The sequence below is a fragment of the Geodermatophilus sp. SYSU D01186 genome, from assembly GCF_054050215.1.
The window spans coordinates 58,303-78,551 of record NZ_JBJGYW010000022.1 but is presented as its reverse complement, the minus strand read 5'-3'; the positions used below and the strand labels follow the sequence as shown (position 1 = coordinate 78,551).

Annotated in this window: 18 protein-coding genes; 8 read left to right on the top strand and 10 right to left on the bottom strand. The window is 75.2% G+C overall.

The window, feature by feature from the left end:
- Window positions 1–202: 202 nt before the first annotated feature.
- From ACI784_RS16745 to ACI784_RS16725, 5 genes are all read left to right on the top strand, one after another.
- Entirely contained in the window at window positions 203–1,747 is a 1,545-nt protein-coding gene (locus tag ACI784_RS16745; protein WP_456924350.1) for a sugar ABC transporter ATP-binding protein, read from the top strand.
- Window positions 1,744–2,928, top strand: a complete 1,185-nt coding sequence (locus ACI784_RS16740; RefSeq protein WP_456924351.1) for an ABC transporter permease — start codon at window positions 1,744–1,746, stop codon at window positions 2,926–2,928. Before ACI784_RS16745 ends, ACI784_RS16740 begins: the two co-directional genes overlap by 4 nt.
- A 130-nt stretch (window positions 2,929–3,058) precedes the next feature.
- Window positions 3,059–4,117: a substrate-binding domain-containing protein gene (locus tag ACI784_RS16735; protein ID WP_456924352.1), complete on the top strand. Its 1,059-nt coding sequence runs from the start codon at window positions 3,059–3,061 to the stop codon at window positions 4,115–4,117.
- 67 nt (window positions 4,118–4,184) lie between these two features.
- Window positions 4,185–5,354, top strand: a complete 1,170-nt coding sequence (locus ACI784_RS16730) for a Gfo/Idh/MocA family protein (protein WP_457014206.1) — start codon at window positions 4,185–4,187, stop codon at window positions 5,352–5,354.
- A gap of 25 nt (window positions 5,355–5,379) precedes the next feature.
- Window positions 5,380–6,387, top strand: a complete 1,008-nt coding sequence (locus tag ACI784_RS16725; RefSeq protein WP_456924354.1) for a sugar phosphate isomerase/epimerase family protein — start codon at window positions 5,380–5,382, stop codon at window positions 6,385–6,387.
- 98 nt (window positions 6,388–6,485) lie between these two features.
- Here ACI784_RS16725 and ACI784_RS16720 read toward each other — a convergent pair whose 3' ends face one another.
- The 3 genes from ACI784_RS16720 to ACI784_RS16710 all read right to left on the bottom strand — a co-directional run bounded on the left by ACI784_RS16720 (window position 6,486) and on the right by ACI784_RS16710 (window position 8,345).
- Window positions 6,486–6,956, bottom strand: a complete 471-nt coding sequence (locus ACI784_RS16720) for a cupredoxin domain-containing protein (RefSeq protein WP_456924355.1) — start codon at window positions 6,954–6,956, stop codon at window positions 6,486–6,488.
- Window positions 6,957–7,044: 88 nt separating this feature from the next.
- Entirely contained in the window at window positions 7,045–7,995 is a 951-nt protein-coding gene (locus ACI784_RS16715; RefSeq protein WP_457014205.1) for an alpha/beta hydrolase family protein, read from the bottom strand.
- A 2-nt stretch (window positions 7,996–7,997) separates the two neighbouring features.
- On the bottom strand, window positions 7,998–8,345 hold the full coding sequence (locus ACI784_RS16710) for a hypothetical protein (protein WP_457014203.1): 348 nt from the start codon (window positions 8,343–8,345) through the stop codon (window positions 7,998–8,000).
- Between the two features lie 54 nt (window positions 8,346–8,399).
- Between ACI784_RS16710 and ACI784_RS16705 the strand changes: the two genes are divergently transcribed.
- On the top strand, window positions 8,400–8,930 hold the full coding sequence (locus tag ACI784_RS16705) for a helix-turn-helix domain-containing protein (protein WP_456924358.1): 531 nt from the start codon (window positions 8,400–8,402) through the stop codon (window positions 8,928–8,930).
- A 35-nt stretch (window positions 8,931–8,965) separates the two neighbouring features.
- Here the strand turns inward: ACI784_RS16705 and ACI784_RS16700 are convergent, their stop codons facing one another.
- The 3 genes from ACI784_RS16700 to ACI784_RS16690 all read right to left on the bottom strand — a co-directional run bounded on the left by ACI784_RS16700 (window position 8,966) and on the right by ACI784_RS16690 (window position 12,387).
- On the bottom strand, window positions 8,966–9,466 hold the full coding sequence (locus tag ACI784_RS16700) for a hypothetical protein (RefSeq protein ID WP_456924359.1): 501 nt from the start codon (window positions 9,464–9,466) through the stop codon (window positions 8,966–8,968).
- A 105-nt stretch (window positions 9,467–9,571) separates the two neighbouring features.
- Window positions 9,572–11,173, bottom strand: a complete 1,602-nt coding sequence (locus tag ACI784_RS16695) for a DEAD/DEAH box helicase (RefSeq protein ID WP_457014201.1) — start codon at window positions 11,171–11,173, stop codon at window positions 9,572–9,574.
- A gap of 215 nt (window positions 11,174–11,388) precedes the next feature.
- Entirely contained in the window at window positions 11,389–12,387 is a 999-nt protein-coding gene (locus ACI784_RS16690) for a GlxA family transcriptional regulator (protein ID WP_456924361.1), read from the bottom strand.
- Window positions 12,388–12,555: 168 nt separating this feature from the next.
- On the opposite strand from ACI784_RS16690, the gene ACI784_RS16685 reads away from it, so the two are divergent.
- Window positions 12,556–13,884, top strand: a complete 1,329-nt coding sequence (locus ACI784_RS16685) for an MFS transporter (protein ID WP_456924362.1) — start codon at window positions 12,556–12,558, stop codon at window positions 13,882–13,884.
- Window positions 13,885–13,890: 6 nt separating this feature from the next.
- On the opposite strand, the gene ACI784_RS16680 is transcribed toward ACI784_RS16685, so the two are convergent.
- The 4 genes from ACI784_RS16680 to ACI784_RS16665 all read right to left on the bottom strand — a co-directional run bounded on the left by ACI784_RS16680 (window position 13,891) and on the right by ACI784_RS16665 (window position 19,085).
- A complete protein-coding gene (locus ACI784_RS16680) occupies window positions 13,891–14,235 on the bottom strand; it encodes a nuclear transport factor 2 family protein (RefSeq protein ID WP_456924363.1) in 345 nt (114 codons plus the stop codon).
- Between the two features lie 84 nt (window positions 14,236–14,319).
- Entirely contained in the window at window positions 14,320–15,936 is a 1,617-nt protein-coding gene (locus tag ACI784_RS16675) for a GMC family oxidoreductase (RefSeq protein WP_457014200.1), read from the bottom strand.
- Complete coding sequence (locus tag ACI784_RS16670; RefSeq protein WP_457014199.1) at window positions 15,933–17,444, bottom strand: aldehyde dehydrogenase family protein; 1,512 nt, start codon at window positions 17,442–17,444, stop codon at window positions 15,933–15,935. Before ACI784_RS16670 ends, ACI784_RS16675 begins: the two co-directional genes overlap by 4 nt.
- A 30-nt stretch (window positions 17,445–17,474) precedes the next feature.
- A complete protein-coding gene (locus tag ACI784_RS16665; RefSeq protein ID WP_457014198.1) occupies window positions 17,475–19,085 on the bottom strand; it encodes an AMP-binding protein in 1,611 nt (536 codons plus the stop codon).
- 196 nt (window positions 19,086–19,281) lie between these two features.
- Between ACI784_RS16665 and ACI784_RS16660 the strand changes: the two genes are divergently transcribed.
- Window positions 19,282–20,196: a PaaX family transcriptional regulator gene (locus ACI784_RS16660; protein WP_456924367.1), complete on the top strand. Its 915-nt coding sequence runs from the start codon at window positions 19,282–19,284 to the stop codon at window positions 20,194–20,196.
- The last annotated feature ends 53 nt before the right edge of the window (window positions 20,197–20,249 follow it).

Sequence of the window (20,249 nt, the reverse complement as noted above, 5' to 3'; positions counted from 1 at the left end):
CCCCGCGCCCGGCCCCTACCGGGGCCCCGGCGCGGTGGTTGCGGTTCGGTAACTCCTCCCGATGGGCTTGACCGGACGTGACCCGGCTCATAAGTTCTCGCCTGACACGACTAATGGTCAACGGTGAGCAAAAGTCCGGGGGTGGCGTGGTGGTCGGCTCCAGCGAGCGCGCCGCGGCCCCGACCGCCGGAGGAGGCACGGAGTGACCACCCCTCTGCTGGAGATGCACGGCATCGTCAAGAGCTTCCCCGGGGTCCGGGCGCTGGACGGCGTCGACCTCGACGTCCGCGCGGGGGAGGTGCACTGCCTCCTGGGCCAGAACGGCGCCGGGAAGTCCACCCTGATCAAGGTCCTGGCCGGCGCCCACCAGCCCGACGCCGGCAGCATCACCTGGCGCGGTGAGCCGGTCTCCCTGAGCACGCCGCAGGCGGCCATGTCGCTGGGCATCGCGACGATCTACCAGGAGCTCGACCTGGTGGCCGGGCTGACCGTCGCCGACAACGTCTTCCTGGGCCGCGAGCACGCCCGCCTCGGGCTGACCCGCCCGGCGTCGGCCAACCGCGCCGCGGCCGAGCTGCTCGCCCGCCTCGGCCACGCCGACATCCGGCCCACCACGGAGGTCGGCTCCCTGCCGGCGGCCTCGCAGCAGATGGTGAGCATCGCCCGGGCCCTGTCCCAGGACGCGAAGCTGATCATCATGGACGAGCCGTCCGCCGTCCTGGACAACGAGGAGGTCGAGCGGCTCTTCACGGTCATGCGCGACCTGACCGCCCACGACGTCGCCGTCGTCTACATCTCCCACCGGCTGGAGGAGATCCGCCAGGTGGGCGACCGGATCACCGTCCTCAAGGACGGCCGCACCGTCGCCACCGGCCTGCCGGCCCGCACCACCGCCACCCGCGAGGTCATCACGCTGATGACCGGCCGGGACATCGAGTACGTCTTCCCCGAGCGGCGCACCCGGCCGCACACCGACGAGCGGCCGCTGCTGGAGGTCGAGGGTCTCGGCCTGCGCGGCCGGTTCGCCGACGTCTCCTTCTCCGTGCACGCCGGCGAGATCGTCGGCCTGGCCGGGCTGGTGGGCTCCGGGCGGTCGGAGATCCTCGAGACCGTCTACGGCGCGCGCCGCGCGACCGCCGGCACCGTCCGGGTCGGCGGCCGGCGGCTGCGCCCGGGGGACGTCGGCGGCGCGGTGTCCGCCGGTGTGGGCCTGGCCCCGGAGGAGCGCAAGAGCCAGGCGCTGCTGCTGGGCGAGTCGGTCTCGCGCAACATCAGCATCTCCAGCCTGCGCCGCTTCGCCCGGGCCGGCTTCCTCTCCCGCGGGTCGGAGAAGGCCGCGGCCCGGGAGCAGGTGCAGGCCCTCGACGTCCGGCCGGCCGACGTCGACCGCGAGGTGCGCACGCTCTCGGGCGGCAACCAGCAGAAGGTCGTCCTGGCCCGCTGGCTGCTGCGCGACTGCCACGTCCTGCTGCTCGACGAGCCGACCCGCGGGGTCGACGTCGGCGCGCGGGCGGAGATCTACGCGCTGATCCGGGAGCTGGCCGACCGCGGTGTCGCCGTGGTCGTCGTCTCCAGCGAGATCCCCGAGGTGCTCGGCCTGGCCGACCGCGTCCTCGTGGTCGCCGACGGGCGGGTGCTCGCGGAGGAGCCGGCCGGCGCGCTCGACGAGCACCGGGTGCTCGACCTGGTCATGGAGGACGCGGCCGCCCACGGCGCGCACGCACAGCACGAAGGGGACGTGGCATGAGCGGCAGCACGACGGCGGCAGCCGGGGTGGACGCCTCGCGGGAGCCGTCCGGCTCGGCGGCGGGACGCGGCGGCAACCGGGGTCCCGGCTTCCTGGCCGGCCCGGTGGGTCGCAACCTCGGCCTGGTGATCGCCCTGGCGCTGCTCTGCGTCGTCGGCGCGGTCACCGCCCCCAACCAGTTCCTCGACGTCGACAACGTCCTGACGATCCTGCGGCTGGCCGCCGTGATCGGCGTGGTCAGCGTCGGCATGACCTTCGTGATCATCGGCGGGGGCATCGACCTGTCGGTCGGCGCGCTGGTCGCGCTGTCCTCGGTGTGGGCCACGACGCTGGCCACCCAGGCCATGGCCGAGGACTTCCACTGGATCGTCATGGTGTTCACGGCGCTGGCCGTCGGTGCCGGCGCCGGGCTGGTCAACGGCATCGTCATCGCCTACGGCAAGCTCGTCGCCTTCATCGCCACCCTCGCGATGCTCGCCGCGGCCCGCGGTCTGGCGGAGATCATCGCCAACCGGCGCACCCAGATCGTCCAGGACCGGGACTTCCTCGCGTTCTTCTCCGGCGACGTCCTCGGCGTCCCGACGCTGGTGATCATCTTCGCGCTGGTCGCGATCGCCGGGTGGGTCCTGCTCAACCGGACGACGTTCGGCCGGCGCACCTTCGCCGTCGGCGGCAACGCCGAGGCCGCCCGCCTGGCCGGCATCCGGGTGCAGCGGCACACGATGTGGCTCTACGTCCTCTCCGGCGTCGCCTGCGGCATCGCCGCGGTCATGCTCATGGCCCGGACGACGACCGGCAGCTCCACCCACGGCACGCTGTACGAGCTGGACGCGATCGCGGCGGTCGTCATCGGCGGCACGCTGCTCATCGGTGGCCGCGGCACGATCGTCGGCACCGTCCTCGGCGTCCTGATCTTCACGACGCTCAACAACGTGTTCACGCTGAACAACCTGTCCAGCTCGGCGCAGGCGGTCGCCAAGGGCGTGATCATCGTCGTCGCCGTCCTGCTGCAGATGCGGCTGGCGACCGGCAGCTTCAGCCTCGGCCGGCTCGGCAGAGGATCCGGGCCGACCACCTCCCCGACCGCCGGCGCACCGGCCGGTGCGGTGTCCGGTGGGTCGGTCCCCGGTGGGCCCGGCGGCACCCCGCCCGGCGCGACCACCGACCGCCCCCGACCCTGACCCGCCCGCGGGCGGCAGCCGCCGTCCGCCCCCAGCCGCACCACCCCCGCCGGCCCGGCGGGGTGAACCACCGACGCACCACCACCTGGCCGAGTCCCTGCCAGGGAGGCTTGTCCTTCGAGGAGATGACATGTCTGCAGCGAGGCGGCGCCCCTACCGGCGCCTGACGTCCACCGCGGTGGCTCTCGTGGGCGCCGGCGCCCTGATCGCCGGCTGCACGAGCAACACCCCCGAGGAGAGCTCCGGCGGGGACGGCGGCGGGAACAACGCCGCCAGCTCGAACGACGAGACCGGCGACACCGTCCGCATCGGCTTCTCGGCCCCGGCCGCCGACCACGGCTGGATGGCCGGCATCACCGAGGCCGCCCGGGCCGCTGCCGAGGAGTACGAGGACGTCGAGCTCACCGTCGCCGAGGGCACCAACGACGTCGGCACCCAGATCAGCCAGGTCGAGACGTTCATCAACGACGGCGTCGACGCGATCGTGCTGCTGCCCTTCGACGGCGCCGCGCTGACCCCGGTCGCGCTGCAGGCGATGGAGGCCGGGATCCCGGTCATCAACGTCGACCGCGAGTTCAACAGCCCGTTCGCCGCGCGCGCCACGATCCTCGGCGACAACTACGGCATGGGCGTCTCGGCCGGCACCTACGTCTGCGAGCAGGTGGGCGACAACCCCAACGCCGTCGTCGCCGAGATCGCCGGCATCGACTCGCTGCCGCTGACCCAGGACCGCAGCCAGGGCTTCGCCGACGCGCTCAGCGAGTGCGGCCTGTCGGTCGCCAACCGCGTGGCCGCGGACTTCACCGTCGAGGGCGGCGAGGAGGCGGCGGCGAACCTGCTGCAGGCCGCTCCGCAGATCGACGCGCTCTGGAACCACGACGACGACCAGGGCGTCGGCGTCCTGGCCGCCATCCAGAACGCCGGCCGCGACGAGTTCATCATGGTCGGGGGTGCGGGCTCGGCCAACGCCATGCGCGAGATCGAGTCCGGCGAGTCGGTCCTGCAGGCCACCGTCATCTACCCGCACACCCAGGCCGCCGACGGCATCAAGCTCGCCCGGCTCATCGCCCAGGAGAAGAGCCTGTCGGACCTGACCTCGCAGGGTGTCCCGCGGCGGACCGTGCTCGACGCTCCGGTGGTCACCGCCGAGAACGTCGACCAGTACATCGACCGCGCCTTCGAGTCCTGATCGACGTGGGGTCGCCGGGTGGGCAGCGAGCCCACCCGGCGGCCCCGCCAACCGAGGAGCCCTCCCGATGACCCCCACCCTCGGCGTCGGCCTGATCGGCTACGCCTTCATGGGCGCCGCGCACTCGCAGGCCTGGCGCACCGCCCCGCACTTCTTCGACCTCCCGCTGCAGCCCGAGCTCACGGTCCTCGCGGGCCGGGACCCCGTCCGGGTCGGCGACGCCGCCCGCAAGCTGGGCTGGGCGGGCACCGAGACCGACTGGCGCCGCGTGATCGAGCGCCCCGACGTCGACCTCGTCGACGTCTGCACACCCGGCAACACGCACGCCGAGATCGCGATCGCCGCGCTGGACGCCGGCAAGCACGTGCTCTGCGAGAAGCCGCTGGCCAACACCGTCGCGGAGGCCGAGGCGATGGCCGAGGCCGCCGCGCGGGCCGCCCGGCGCGGGGTGCGGTCGATGGTCGGCTTCACCTACCGCCGGGTGCCGGCGATCGGGCTGGCCCGGCAGTTGGTGGCCGAGGGCCGGCTCGGGGAGATCCGGCACGTGCGCGCCCAGTACCTGCAGGACTGGATCGCCGACCCGGCCGCGCCGATGTCGTGGCGGCTGGAGAAGGACAAGGCCGGCTCGGGGGCGCTGGGAGACATCGGCGCGCACGTCGTCGACCTGACGCAGTACATCACCGGGCAGCGGGTCACCGGCGTCAGCGCACTGCTGGAGACCTTCGTCAAGGAGCGCCCGCTGCCGGCGGAGACCGGCAAGCTGTCGGGGGTCGGGGGCTCGGAGACGGGCACCGTCACCGTGGACGACGCGGCCCTGTTCATCGGCCGGTTCAGCGGCGGCGCGCTGGCCAGCTTCGAGGCCACCCGCTTCGCCCTCGGCCGCAAGAACGCCATCCGCATCGAGGTCAACGGCTCGGCCGGCAGCCTGGCCTTCGACTTCGAGGACATGAACGTCCTGGAGTTCTTCGACGGCACCGAGCCCGCCGAGGTCGCCGGCTTCCGCCGCATCCTGGTCACCGAGCCCGGCCACCCCTACGTCGGCGCCTGGTGGCCGGCCGGGCACGGGCTGGGCTACGAGCACGGCTTCACCCACCAGGTCGTCGACCTGGTCACCGCCATCGCCAAGGGGGAGGACCCCGCGCCGTCCTTCGCCGACGGCCTGCAGGTCCAGCGGGTGCTCGACGCCGTCGAGCACAGCGCCGCCGCCGGTTCCGCCTGGACCGGGATCCCCCAGTGACGACCGACCCGCGAGGAGACGCCTGATGCCCCGTCCCGTCACGCTGTTCACCGGCCAGTGGGCCGACCTGCCGTTCGAGGAGGTGTGCCGGCTGGCCTCCGAATGGGGCTACGACGGCCTGGAGATCGCCTGCTGGGGCGACCACCTCGACGTCGAGCGCGCCGCGAACGACGACTCCTACGTCGCCGACCGCAAGGCGCTGCTGGAGAAGTACGGGCTGCGGGTCTTCGCCATCTCCAACCACCTCAACGGCCAGGCCGTCTGTGACGACCCGATCGACGAGCGGCACCGCGGCATGGTGCACCCGCGGGTGTGGGGCGACGGAGACCCCGAGGGCGTCCGGCAGCGGGCGGCCGAGGAGATGAAGACGACCGCCCGCGCCGCGGCGAAGCTGGGCGTCGACGTCGTCGTCGGGTTCACCGGGTCGAAGATCTGGAAGACCGTCGCGATGTTCCCGCCGGTGCCCGAGTCGATGATCGAGGACGGCTACGCCGACTTCGCCGCTCGCTGGAACCCCATCCTCGACGTCTTCGACGAGGTGGGTGTCCGCTTCGCCCACGAGGTCCACCCGTCGGAGATCGCCTACGACTACTGGACGACGGTCCGCGCGCTGGAGGCGGTCGGGCACCGGGAGGCCTTCGGGCTGAACTGGGATCCCAGCCACTTCGTCTGGCAGGACCTCGACCCGGTCGGCTTCCTCTGGGACTTCAAGGACCGGATCTACCACGTCGACTGCAAGGACGCGAAGAGGCAGGTGGGCAACGGCCGCAACGGCCGGATGGGCTCGCACCTGCCCTGGGCCGACCCGCGGCGCGGCTGGGACTTCGTCTCCACCGGCCACGGCGACGTCCCGTGGGAGGCGTGCTTCCGGATGCTCAACACCATCGGCTACGACGGGCCGATCTCGGTGGAGTGGGAGGACGCCGGGATGGACCGGCTGGTCGGCGCCCCCGAGGCCCTGGCCTTCGTGCGCCGGCTGGCGTTCGACCCGCCGGCCGCCGCGTTCGACGCGGCCTTCTCCAGCGGGAACTGAGGCCCGGGAGGTGGGCGGCGAGCGGGGGTCCCGCCGCCCACCTCCCGGGATCTCGGGAACCGGCCCGGCCGAGGGGAGCGGCCGGGTCGGGTGGTCGGTCAGGCGGTGACGGTCACCGCCGTCTCCATGCCGTTGGCCCGGTGCTGGCCGACGCCGCAGTAGAAGGAGTAGTCGCCCTGCTCGAGGGTCACCTCGAGGGTGGCGGTGCCGCCCGGCTGGAGGACCTCGGTGCCGGCGACGTCCTCGCCGTCCTTCTCGACGACGAAGTTGTGCGGCATGTTGCCGGTGTTGGTCACCTCGAAGGTGTACGTGCCGGCGGAGTAGCTGTCCTCCGAGAGCTCGAAGTCGAAGTCGACCGCGTTGACGGTCACGACCTCCGCCTCGGACTCGGCGGGTGCCGACGACCCCGGCGAGGCGGCGGCGCTGCTGCTGGTCTCCGCTGCGCTGCTCGTGGTGCTGTCGGACGCGGCGTCGGTGCCCCCGTCGTCCCCACCGCAGGCGCTCAGGCCGAGGCCGAGGGCGAGGACGACGGCGGCGGTACGGCGCGCGGGACCGGTCGATTGCGGCACGGGTTCTCCTCGGGGCCGGTGGCCCCGTTCCGTCGCCGGGGGCCGCTGTGCCGCAGATACTGCAACTTTGTAGGACCTGAGGGAACCCCTACACAGGGGGTTCACAGGTCCTCGGCAGGTCGTGCGCAGCGACCGTCCGGCGGCACCAGTCCACGACCGTGCCCAGCACCCGTGGGTCGACCGGGGAGCGCAGCTCCGACCGGTAGGCCCGCAGCGAGGCGGGCCCCGGCTGCCGGCGCAGCGTGTGGGTCAGGTCGGGCACCTGGTGCACCTCGACCGGGCCGGGCACCGTGGCCCGGAGGACGTCGAGGTCCGCGACCGGCACCTGGAGGTCCTTCTCGCCGGTGAGGGCGAGGACGGGCACGGACAGGCGGGCGAGGTCGGTGCGCGGGTCGTGGGCCATGAACTCCCGCGTCCAGCGGGCGTTGAGCCGGACGCCGCCGATCCGGGCGACGTCGGTCGTGGTCGCCCGGATGCGCGCGTGGTTGGCCACGACCTTCGCCTCCAGGTCGGTGCGGAACAGCCGCAGCAGCGCGCGGACGGGGGCCGGCAGCGTCGGGGCGATCTGCCGGGCCTGCCACCGCAGCAGCTCCTCGCCGGGGGTGGCGCTGGGGGAGAGCAGGACCACCCCGGCCGTCCGCGCTCCGCGTGCGGCCAGCGCGGCCGCCAGCAGTGCGCCCTCGCTGTGGCCGGCGAGCACGATGCGTGCGGGGTCGACCTCCGGGCGGGCGGCGAGGGCGTCGCGCGCACGGCTGAGGTCGTCGACGTTGTCGGTGAAGCCGGCCGTGCGCCAGTCGCCGGGGCTCTCGCCGACGCCGTGCTTGTCGTAGCGCAGCGAGGCGATGCCGCCGGCGGCGAGGGCGTGCGCCAGCTGGCGGGTGACCTCGAAGCGCATGCGGCGGTGGTTGGAGTCCCGGTCCAGGGGGCCGGAGCCGGCGGCCAGCAGCACCGCGGGCACCGGGCGGGACCCGTCGTCGGGGAGGGTCAGCGTGCCCGCGAGCGGGGGCTCGCCCGGGACGTGCAGGGTCGTCTCGCGCACTGTCACCGCCCCCCGGTCAGCTCGCCGGCCACCGCCGCGGCGTCGTCGGCGCCGACCAGCAGCGTGTCGAAGCGCTGGCCGGCCAGCCGCACGCGCACCGCCGGCTGGCCGCGGCGCACGCTCACCAGCGACTTCTCACCGCGCCGGCGCCAGGTGCCGATCGCGCGGACACTGGGCAGGCCCAGGCCCGGGGCGCGCAGCCCGCGGAGGACCGACAGCCCGTCCGGGACGGACTCGACGGAGGTGACGGAGTCGCGCGGGACCTCGAGGTCGCGCAGCAGCCCGAAGACCTTCTCGCTGCGGGTGAGGGTGAGCCGGAGGGTCTGCGGGGTCGTCGTCATCGTCGCCATGCGGCTATCATTCTCAACATCGCGACCAATGTCAAACATGAGAACGGTGAGTCGATGGCGTCCGCGGACCTCCTCCTCCACCCCGTCCGGCTGCGGATCGTGCAGGCGTTCCTCGGCGATCGGACGCTCACCACGGCCGAGCTGCGTGGGCTGCTGCCCGACGTCCCGCCGGCGACGCTCTACCGGCACGTGGGGGTGCTCGGCGACGCCGGCGTCCTGACGGTGGTGGGGGAGCGGAAGGTGCGCGGCGCCGCGGAGCGCAGCTACCGGCTGGTGACCGGAGCGGCCTCGGTGGGTGGGGAGGCGGCCGCGGCAATGACGCCCGAGGAGCACCGCCGCGCGTTCGCCACCTTCGTGGCGGCCCTGCTGGCCGACTTCGACCGGTACGCCGACGGCGCGGGGGACGGCGGGCTCGACCTCGCGCGGGACGGCGTGGGCTACCGGCAGATCGCGGTGTGGCTCAGCGACGAGGAGTTCGCGGAGCTGGTCACCGAGCTGCGCACCGTCCTCACCGCGCGGATGGCGCTGGAGCCCGACGGCGTCCGCAGGCGGCGGATCGTGAGCCAGGTGTTCCTGCCCGGGTGACCGCGGGGGCGGGCCGGTCCCGCCCCCGCGAGGGGTCACTCGGTCCGGGCGGCGGCGCGGGCGGCCTTCCGGTTGGCCTTGGCCAGCGTCCGGGCGGCCTTGCGCACCCGGCGCGGCTCGCGGTCGATGGTGCCGCGGGTGAGCAGCCCGACGCCGATGCCGAGCAGCCAGACGTCCTTGGCGACGGCGAGGCCCTCCTGGGTGGGGGCCAGGCTGCCGGGCTTCCGCATCCCCGGCGTGTTCAGGTACAGGCCGAGCAGCCCGCCGGAGAACGCGGTGAGCGCGGCGCCGGCGACCGCGGTGGGCACGAACGGGGCGAGCAGCAGGCTCCCGATCGCGATCTCGCCATAGGCCAGGCCCTTGGCGAACTGCTGCGGCGGGATGTCCTTGAGGAACGGGTAGGTGCCCGCGGCGAACCCGTGCAGGCCGGCAGCGGTGCTCTCGTCGGCACCGCGCTTGCCCAGGCCGCTGTTGAGGATGAACGCGCCGGCCGAGAGTCGTGGGCCGATCTCGGACAGGGTGATGGGCAGACGCATGGCGTACCTCGCTGATCAGGTGGGACGGGGTTCGCCCACACTCTGGTCGCCCCTCGTCGTGCCCACCACCCGGGGGCCGGCCGTCGCCGGCCGGCCCCCGGGAGGTCAGCGCCCGCCGCGGCGCGAGCGGCCGCTGAAGCCCGCGGCGGAGTGGGTGCCCGCGCGGGCGGCGAGCTCTGCGCGGGTGCGCGCCGGACCGGCCGGACGGCCCGAGCCGCCACGGCTGCCGGTACCGGCCGTGCCCGTCGTCGCGGTGCGCCCGCCGGCGGCGGCCGCACCGTTCCCGCCGCCGCCCCGCCGACGCCGGCCGCCGCCCTGCCCCTGGGGCTGCGGCGCCGGTGCCGCGGCCGGCTCGACGTAGGGCGCGGCCGGCCCGGTCAGCTCGCCGATCTCGCGGGCGCCGGGCTTGACGACCGACACCTGTGGCGTGATCCCGGCCTGGCGGGCCAGGGTGCGCACCTCGCCGGCCTGGTCGGGCGTGGCGATGGTGACGACGGTGCCACCGGCGCCGGCGCGCGCGGTGCGCCCGGAGCGGTGCAGGTAGGCCTTGTGCTCGGCCGGCGGGTCGACGTGCACGACCAGCGAGACGTCGTCGACGTGGATGCCGCGGGCGGCGATGTCGGTCGCGCACAGCACCCGGGTGTCCCCGCTGCTGAACGCCTCGAGGTTGCGCTCGCGGGCGTTCTGGCTGAGGTTGCCGTGCAGGTCGACGGCGGGCACGCCGGCGGCGGTGAGCTGCTTGGCCAGCTTCTTGGCCTGGTGCTTGGTGCGGGTGAACAGCACGCTGCGGCCGAGCCCCGAGGCCAGCTCCTTGACGACCTGCGCCTTGTCGGCGGCGTCCACCCGGAACACGTGGTGGGTCATGGTCGACACCGGTGCGACGGCGGGGTCCACCGAGTGCGTCGTCGGGTTCGACAGGTAGCGCTTGACCAGGACGTCGACGCCGTTGTCCAGCGTGGCTGAGAACAGCAGCCGCTGGCCGACCTTCGGCGTCCGGTCGAGCAGGCGCTTGACGCCGGGCAGGAAGCCCAGGTCGGCCATGTGGTCGGCCTCGTCGAGGACGGTGACCTCGACCGCGCCGAGGTCGGCGTGGCCCTGGCCGATGAGGTCCTCGAGCCGGCCGGGGCAGGCGATGAGCACGTCGATGCCGCCGGCCAGCGCCTGCACCTGCGGGTTCTGGCCGACGCCACCGAAGACGGTGGTGGCCTTCATGCCGAGTGCCCGGGCCAGCGGGTCGACGACGGCGAGCACCTGGTTGGCCAGCTCCCGGGTCGGCACGAGGACCAGCGCCCGCGGCCGCTTCGGCTGCCGCCGGCTGGTCGAGGCCGCCAGCCGGGCCACCAGCGGGAGGCTGAAGGCGAGGGTCTTGCCGGAGCCGGTGCGGCCGCGGCCGAGGACGTCGCGCCCGGCCAGGGTGTCCGGCAGCGTGGCCACCTGGATCGGGAAGGGCGCGGTGATGCCGCTGGCGGTGAGCACCTCGACCAGGGGGGCGGGGACGCCGAGGGCGGCGAAGGTCGTGTCGGTCGGCAGCACGGTGGCGTCGTCCCCGGCGGGGACGACGGCGGCGGGCACCGGGTCCGGCTGCGGGCGGGTCTGCGCGCCGGCCGGCTGCGCACCGGCGGGGCGACCGCGGCCGCGGCTGCCGCGGCGGCGGGGGCGCGGGGCGGCGCTGTCGGCGGTGGGCGTGGCGGGGTCGTGCGAGGTCATCTGGGTGTCCTGACGCTCGGTGTGGCTCCCCGGGCGACCCGGCGACCGCGAGCGCCGGCGCACCTGCGCGGGCTCACGTCGTCAGCGGGACGTCGGGCAACCGGGCGCGCCTCGGTGGCGCAGCCTCGGTCCGACGTCGAGTCCTGCAGCTCCGGATGAGCGGAGGGCGGCGCCGGTACGTCGTACTCAACCAGACGCGGAGGGTGTCTGTGCCCTCACCCCGGGGAGTGTCCGGTCACACCGTTGCCGCGGTAGGCGCGCCGGTAGGTGCCGGGGGCCACGCCGATGCTGGCCCGCAGGTGCTGTCGCAGCGAGGCCGGGGTGCCGAACCCGGCGTCCACGGCGACCCGGTCGATCGGGGCGTCGGTGGACTCGAGCAGCTGGCGGGCCAGGGCCAGCCGCTGCCCCGCCAGCCAGCGCAGCGGCGAGAGCCCGGTCTCCTCGCGGAACCGGCGGGTGAAGGTGCGCACGCTCATCCGGGCGTGCCCGGCGAGGTCGGCCAGGGTGAGCGGGGTGGCCAGCCGGTCGGCGGCCCAGGCGCGGGTGGCCGCGGTGCCGGTCTCGCCGGTCTCGGGGAGGGGGCGCTCGACGAACTGGGACTGGCCGCCCTCCCGCCAGGGGGCGACGACGTTGCGCCGGGCGGCCCGGTTGGCCACCTCGCTGCCGTGGTCGCGGCGGACGAGGTGCAGGAGCAGGTCGATGCCGGCGGCGTTGCCCGCGGAGGTCAGCACGTCGCCGTCGTCGACGAAGAGCACACCGGGGTCCAGGTGCACCGAGGGGAACAGCCGCCGGAAGGCCGCGGCGTGCATCCAGTGGGTGGTGGCCGGCCGGTCGTCGAGCAGCCCGGCGGCGGCGAGCACGAAGGCGCCGGTGCAGATCGACACCATGCGGGCGTGCCCCGCGGCCGCCCGCAGGGCCTCGCCGAGCTCGGCCGGGAGCGTCCCCTCGCTCATCGCGGTGCCGCCGTACACCCCGGGGACGACGACGGTGGCGGCCTCGTCGAGCAGCGAGACGTCGTGCTGCGGCAGCACGTCGAAGCCGGCCGAGGTGCGCACCGGCCCGCCGTCGAGGGTGGCCACCCGCACGCGGTAGAGGCGCCGGTCGTCGGCGTCCACGGCGGACTCGAGCAGCCGGTGGGGGAGTCCGAGCTCGAAGGCGATGGTGTTGGGCAGCGCCAGGACGGCGACCTCGTGCCGGTCCGCACGCGGGGGCACGGCCGGACCCGGGCCTGGGGGCGTGGCCGGACTCGGGCCTGTCGGCATGGCCGGACCCGGGCCTGTCGGCATGGCCGGACTCGGGCCTGGTGGCATGGCCGGATCGTTGCACATGTTGGCCTCCGGGCCACTGTCGGTCGCCTGGGCCGGTCGGTCATGCTCGTCGTCGTGACGACGACCGACCACCGCCGTTCCGCCCGCCGCGTCCACCCGGCGTGGTGGGTCGCGGCGGTCACGTTCCTGGCCCTGGTCGGCGCCGCCGCCTTCCGCGCGGTGCCCGGCGTGCTCATCGAGCCGCTGCGGGCCGAGTTCGGCTGGTCGGTGTCCACCATCTCCGCCGCGGTCGCGGTCAACATGGCGCTGTACGGGCTGACCGCGCCCTTCGCGGCGGCCCTGATGGAGCGCTTCGGCATCCGGCGGGTCGTGGTGGGCGCGCTGCTGCTGACCGCCACCGGCAGCGGCCTGACCGTGTTCATGACGGCGAGCTGGCAGCTGGTCCTGCTGTGGGGGCTCCTGGTGGGGCTGGGCACCGGGTCGATGGCGCTGGCCCTGGTCGCCACGGTCACCGGCCGCTGGTTCGTCGCCCGCCGCGGGCTGGTGTCGGGCATCCTCACCGCCGGCGGCGCCACCGGGCAGCTGGTGTTCCTGCCCCTGGTCGCCTGGGCGGACGAGAACTGGGGCTGGCGCTCGGCGTCCCTGGGCACCACGGCCGCCGCGCTGGCCGTCGTCCCCCTGGTGGCGTGGCTGCTGCGCGACCGGCCGAGCGACCTCGGCGTCGCCCCCTACGGCGGGACGCCGGCCGACGAGCCTCCCCTGGTGCGCACCGGCGCGGCGCGGACGGCGGTGCGCGGCCTGGCCGACGCCGTCCAGCGCCGGCCGTTCTGGCTGCTCGCCGGCGGCTTCTTCATCTGCGGGCTGTCCACCAACGGGCTGGTGCAGCCGCACTTCATCCCGGCCGCGCACGACCACGGCATGCCGGTGACCACCGCGGCCGGTCTGCTGGCCGTCGTCGGGATCTTCGACATCGCCGGGACGGTGTTCTCCGGCTGGCTCACCGACCGCGTCGACCCGCGGGTGCTGCTGCTGGCCTACTACGCGCTGCGCGGCTTCTCGCTGTTCCTGCTGCCGCCGCTGTTCGGGCCCGACGTCCAGGTCAGCATGATCGCCTTCATCGTCTTCTACGGCCTGGACTGGGTGGCCACGGTGCCCCCGACGCTGGCGCTGTGCCGCGAGCACTTCGGCGCGCGGGCGCCGGTGGTCTTCGGCTGGGTGTTCGCCTCGCACCAGGTCGGGTCGGCGTTCGCCGCGTACGGGGGCGGCGTCATCCGCGACGTCACCGGCTCCTACGACCTCGCCTGGTTCGGCGCGGGCGCGCTGTGCCTGGCGGCCGCGGCGATGTCGATCGCGATCCGCCGCCGGCCCGCACCGGCCGGGGGGCCGGAGGTGGGCCTGCCGCCGTCACCGACGCAGGCCGCGGCCGGCCAGGCACACGGCTGAGCCGGGTCAGGCGGTGCGCTCCAGCGTCAGCCGCACCGTCTGCACCTGGATCGAGTCGCCGCTGAAGACGAAGGTGTCGACGCCCTCGGCCCGGGCCTTCTCCGCGACCGCCGTCCACTCGATGAACAGGACGTCGCCCTCGAACACCTGGGTGGGCACGTCCCACCGGGCGTCGGGGATCTCCCCGAGCAGCGTGGTGAAGACCTGCCGGATGCCGTCCCGGCCCCGGGTCACGCCGTCGGGGGTGATGACGACGGCGTCCTCGGCGTAGTCGGCGACGATCGCGTCGACGTCGCCGGCGCCGATCGCCGCCACGTGGTCGGCGAAGATCTCCTGGGGTGTCCGGGCCATGGCTGCTCCTGAGCTGGTCGGCTGATGGGGGAGTGCGAGCATGCTCCCGGTCGGCCGCGCTGCACAGGCCCCGCGGCCCGGGGATCAGCCGGTGAGCGCGGGGTCGAGGGTGCGCCCGGCGATCAGGTCGGCCGCCCGCTCGGCGATCATGATCGTCGGTGCGTTGGTGTTGCCCCGCACCAGCGTCGGCATGACCGAGGCGTCGACCACCCGCAGCCCCTCGAGGCCGTGCACCCGCAGCGTGGGGTCGACCACCGCCTCGTCGTCGGTGCCCATCCGGCAGGAGGAGACCGGGTGGTACAGCGACTCGAGGGTCTCCCGCAGGGCCCGCCGCAGCCCGTCGGGGCCGCGCACCGTGCCACCGGGCGACCACTCCTCGGCGAGGACGGCCGACAGCGGGCCGGTCGCGGCGACCTCCCGCGCCTGCTCGACCCCGCAGACCAGGGCGTCGACGTCGCGGCCGTCGGTGAGGTAGCCGGGGTCGACCGCCGGTGCCCAGGCCGGGTCGGCCGAGCGCAGCCGCACCGTGCCGCGGGAGTGCACCCGCACCAGGACGGCGGCGGCGGTGAACGCGTCGACGTCCGGGTCGACCTCCGCCTGCCGCCAGAACTTGACCGGGAGGAAGTGGTGCTGCAGGTCCGGCGCGTCGAGCCCGGGCCGGGAGCGGCTGAACAGCCCGGCCTCGGCCAGGTTGGACGACAGCGGGCCGCGGCGGGCGGCGAACCAGCGCGCGTAGCCCGACGGCGACTCGCCGCGCAGCAGGGACCGCCCCGTCCGGGTGCGCCAGACCACCGGCACCAGGGGGTGGTCCTGCAGGCCGCCGCCGACCCCCGGCAGGTCGTGGACGACGTCGACGCCGACCGTGCGCAGGTGGGCGGCCGGGCCGATGCCGGACAGCATCAGCAGCTGCGGGGAGTTCACCGCCCCGCCGGCCAGGACCACCTCCGCGGCGGACGCGGTGTGCGTCCGCCCGCCGCGCCGGTACTCGACGCCGGTGGCCCGCCCGCGGGAGAGCAGCACCCGGGTGGTCAGCGCGCCGGTCCGGACGGTCAGGTTCGGCCGGGCCGAGGCCGGGTGCAGGTAGGCGTCGGCGGCCGACCAGCGCCGGCCGCGCCGCTGGGTGAGCTGGTACAGGCCGGCGCCGTCCTGGGCGGCGCCGTTGAAGTCGTCGTTGCGCGGGTGGCCGGCGGCGACCGCGGCCTGCACGGCGGCCCGCGACCACGGGTGCGGGGAGCGGGGGTCCTCCACGCGCAGCGGCCCGCCCGTGCCGTGGAAGCCGTCGGCGCCGCGGGCGTTGTCCTCCATCCGCCGGAACAGCGGGAGCACGTGCTCGTAGGACCACGACGGGTCGCCGGTCAGCCGCGCCCACTCGTCGTAGTCGCGGGCGTTCCCGCGCACGTAGATCATCGCGTTGATCGACGACGACCCGCCGAGCAGCTTGCCCCGCGGCCAGAACAGCCGGCGCCCGCCGAGGCCCGGCTGTGGCTCGGTCGTGTAGTTCCAGTCCCGCCGGGTGCGCCAGTTCTTGTAGAGGGCTGCCGGCACCCGGACCTCGAGGACGTCGTCGGAGCCCCCGGCCTCCAGCAGCAGCACCCGCCGCGACGGGTCCTCGCTGAGCCGCCCGGCCAGCGCGCAGCCGGCCGAGCCCGCACCCACGACGACGACGTCGAACGTCCCGCCGTCCTCCTCCGCAGCGCTCACCGGTGGCGTCCGTGCACCAGCCCCATGACCCGGGCCAGGGCGTCGGCGGCCGCGGCGGGCCGGCCGAAGCTCATGAGGTTGACGGGCAACGGCACCCGCTGGCGGGTGATCGCCTTGGCCCGGGTGAACTCACGCAGGCCGTCCGGGCCGTGGATCCGGCCGAAGCCGCTCTCGCCCACCCCGCCGAAGGGCAGCGCCGGCACCGAGGCGAAGGTGAGCACCGAGTTCACCGACGTCATGCCGGTGCGCATCCGCCGGGCGAGGTCCATCGCCCGGGCCCGCGACCGCGAGTACACCGCGCCGGCCAGGCCGTGCGGGTTGGCGTTGGTGCGCGCCAGCGCCTCCTCGGCGTCGCGCACGCGGCTGATGGTGAGGGTCGGCCCGAAGGTCTCCTCGGACACCGCGGCGGAGGTCTCCGGGACGTCGAGCAGGACCGTCGGCGCCACGTACCGCCCGTCGACCGTCCCGCCGGCGAGCACCCGCCCGCCCGCGGCGACCGCGTCCTCGACGTGCCGCCGGACGACGTCGGTCTGCGTCGGCATGGTCATCGGGCCGTAGGCGGCGCCGTCGTCGGACCCCGGCCGCAGCCCGCGCACCCGCTCGGTGACCTCGGCGACGAACGCGTCGTACACCCGCTCGGTGGCGTAGACCCGCTCGATGCCGATGCAGGTCTGCCCGGCGTTGCTCATCGCGCCCCACACGGCCGCGTCGGCGGCGGCGGCCACGTCGGCGTCGTCGTCGACGATCATCGCGTCCTTGCCGCCGAGCTCCATGAGCACCGGCGTGAGGGTCTCGGCGCAGGTGGCCATCACCTTCCGGCCGGTGGGCGCCGAGCCGGTGAAGGCCAGCTTGCCGACCCCGGCCCGGCACAGCGCCGCCCCGGTCTCCCCGGCCCCGGTGACCACCTGCAGGACGTCGGCGGCGTCCGGGACGGCCGCCCGCCACGCCGCGGCGAGCCACGCGCCCACCGCGGGGGTGTGCTCGGACGGCTTGAAGACGACCGCGTTGCCGGCGGCCAGCGCGTAGGCGATCGAGCCCATCGGCGTGAACACCGGGTAGTTCCACGGGCCGATCACCCCGACCACGCCGAGCGGCTGGTACTCCACGGAGGCGGCGTGGTTGGCGGCCAGCAGCCCCGTGTTGACCCGGCGCGGGCCCAGCACCTTGCGCGCGTGGGCGCCGGCCCAGGCCAGGTGGTCGACGGCGAGGCTGATTTCGAGGATCGCGTCGGCGTGCGGCTTGCCGTTCTCCCGGTGCACCAGGTCGGCCAGCTCGTGCAGGCGGCGGGCCAGCGAGCCGCGGAAGGCGGCCAGCCGCCGGCGGCGGCCGTCGAAGCCGAGCGCGGCCCACGGGACGGCGGCGGCGCGGGCCCGCCCGACCGCGGCCCGGACCGCCGCGGCGTCGTCCACGGGGAAGACGCCGACGACCGCGCCCGAGGCCGGGTCGGTGGACTCGAACGTCGGGGCGGTGGGCGCGGGGTCGGCGTCCAGCGGCTGCGCGAGCGACATGGCACCGGAGGCTACCCACGGGTAGCGGCGTCAGTCCTCGCCGCGCGCCACCCGGCCGGCCCAGCGCAGGTCGGCCTTCCCGGCGGGGGAGCGGTGCACCTCCCGCACGAAGACCACCTCGCGCGGCCGCTTGTAGTCGGCCAGCTCCGCGCCCACGGCGGCGCGCAGCTGCTCCGCGCTCACCTCCTGCCCGTCGTCCAGCGCCACCACGGCGGTGATGCGCTGGCCGAAGCGCTCGTCGGGGACGCCCACGACGATCGCGTCCCGGACCGCGGGGTGGCGCAGGAGGACCTGCTCCACCTCCTCGGGCTGCACCTTCTCCCCGCCGGTGTTGACCACCCGGCTGCCGCGACCCTGGAAGACCAGCGAGCCGTCCGCCTCCAGCCGGGCGAGGTCGCCGGGCACGGAGTACCGGACGCCGTCGACGACCCGGAACGTTCCGTTGCTGGCCGCGGCGTCGCCGGCGTAGTGCACCTCGGGCGGCGCGGGGGCGGCGAGGACACCCACCCGGCCCGAGCCGGGGACGACGTCGCGCCCGTCCTCGTCGAGCAGCCGGGCCCCCGGGGCGAGGACGAACCGCGAGGTGGGGGCCACCTCGCCGCGGCGGGTGAGGGACACCGCGTACGGCCCGCCCTCGGAGGCCACGACGACGTCGGTGATGTCGACGTCGGCGTGCCGGAGCAGGGCCGCCTTGTTCTCGGCGCTGAACACCGCGCCGACCGAGACCACCCGGCGCAGGCTCGACAGGTCGTACGGGCGCCCCGCGGCGGCGGCCGCGTCGAGGGCGGTGACCAGGGGCCGGGCGAAGACGTCGCCCACGATGACGAGGTCGGTGACCCGGTGCCGGGCCACCGCTGCGGCCAGCTCGTCGGGGTCGAAGGAACGCGACGCCGGGAAGACGATGCGGCCGCCGGCCACCAGGGTGCCGAGGGTCGTGTAGATGCCGGTGCCGTGCATGAGCGGGGTCGGGGTGTAGGTGACCAGCCGGTCGGGCTCGGCGCGCGACTCGCGGGCGCGCCGGGCCAGCTCGTCGACCGTGCGCGGCGCCGGGATGCCGAACTTGGCGAACCCGTTGGGCACGCAGCTGACCGCGAACACCGTCGACTGGCGGGTCAGGACGCCCTTGGGCAGGCCGGTCGTGCCGCCGGTGTAGAGCAGCCAGTCGCCGTCGGGGCGGGCGGTGCGGGGGAGGGGGGCGGTGCCGGCGAGCAGCTGCTCGAGGTCCTCCCCGACGGGGACGGCGTGCTCGGCGGCGGCGCCGACCCGGACCAGGGCCGGCAGCCCGGTCGCGGCCTCGGCCACGACGGCCGCGGTCCACCCGTCGAAGACCAGGGCCGCCGCGCCGGCGTCGGCGAGGACGTGGCCGAGCTCCGCGGCGCGGTAGCGGTAGTTGACGTTGAAGGGCGTCGCGCCGAGCTTGCAGGCGGCGAACACCGCCTCGACGTACTCCGGGCTGCTCCACAGACCGATGCCGACCCGGTCGCCGGCGGTCACGCCGCGGGCGGCCAGGGCGGCGGCGAGGCGGGCCGCGCGGTCGTCGAGCTCCGCCCACGTCCGGACCCGGTCGCCCTGCACCACCGCGACGGCGTCGCCGAGCTGGTCGGCCACGGTCTCGAGGATCGTCGCCAGATTCTCCTCCATGAGAGGCACAGTACTGGCGATCGTCACGATCTTGCGTATTGTGTTTCCCACCGTCGCGGCGGTGGGAGACGGCTCTGCCGCCCCGCGGAAAGCGGGGTTGCCCGGGCGTGGTCACCCGCTCGTCGCGAATCGTCCCGCAACGGCAGGAGTGCACGATGAGGAGCACGTCCGCACCGGCGTCGTGGAGTCCGGCGCCGTGACCACCGTGGCGCCGAGCCCGCCCGGCGACGACGACCTCGCACCCGACGTCCGCGAGACGGTGCCGGGCCTGGGCGAGGGCGATCCGCTGGCCCCCGCGCACGTGCGGCCGCAGACCCACGTGCTCATGTTCTGCGGCGTGCACCTGACCGAGCCCGGGCTCGCCGTCCCGACCCTCGGTCTCATCGACGCCCTCGCCCGCGTCGGCGTCGGGGAGCACGCGGCGCGGTCCACCGTCAGCCGGATGCTGCGCCGCGGCACCCTCGAACGGCACCGCCGCGGCAAGCGGATCTTCCTGTCGCCCACGCCGCGGGCCCGTGCCGAGCTCGCCGAGGGCGGCGAGCGCGCCTGGCGCTCGCCGGTCAACCGGACCTGGGACGGGCAGTGGACGCTGCTCGGCTTCTCCCTCCCCGAGAGCCGCCGGGCCGACCGCCACCTGCTGCGGTCCCGCCTCCAGTGGGCCGGGTTCGGCATGCTGCAGAACGGCCTGTGGGTGGCCCCCCGCCAGGTGGACGTCGAGGCGCTGGTGCGCAAGCTCGACGTCCTGGACCACCTCAAGGTGTTCCGGGCCTCGGTCGCCGCCCCCACCCAGGTGCCCGACCTCATCGACGACGCCTGGGACGTCGCCACGATCGCGCGCGGCTACGAGCAGTTCCTGGCCCGCTGGGACCGGCCCGACCCCCTGCCCGACGCGCCGGACGACCTCGCCCGCCAGCTGTGGCTGCTCGGCGAGTGGACGCTGCTGGGCCGCCACGACCCCGGGCTGCCGGTGGAGTACCTGCCGGCGGACTGGCCGGCCGTGCGCGCCGAGCACGTCGCCCTGCGGTTGCGGACCCGGTACGACCGGGGCGCGGCGGCCATCGCGGCCGGCCTCGTGGAACACCTCGGCGGCGCCGACGCCGACGCCGGCTGACCCGCGGGGCGGCGTCCCGGGGGCTTCCGCTTTCTGCGCTCGTGCGTTGACGT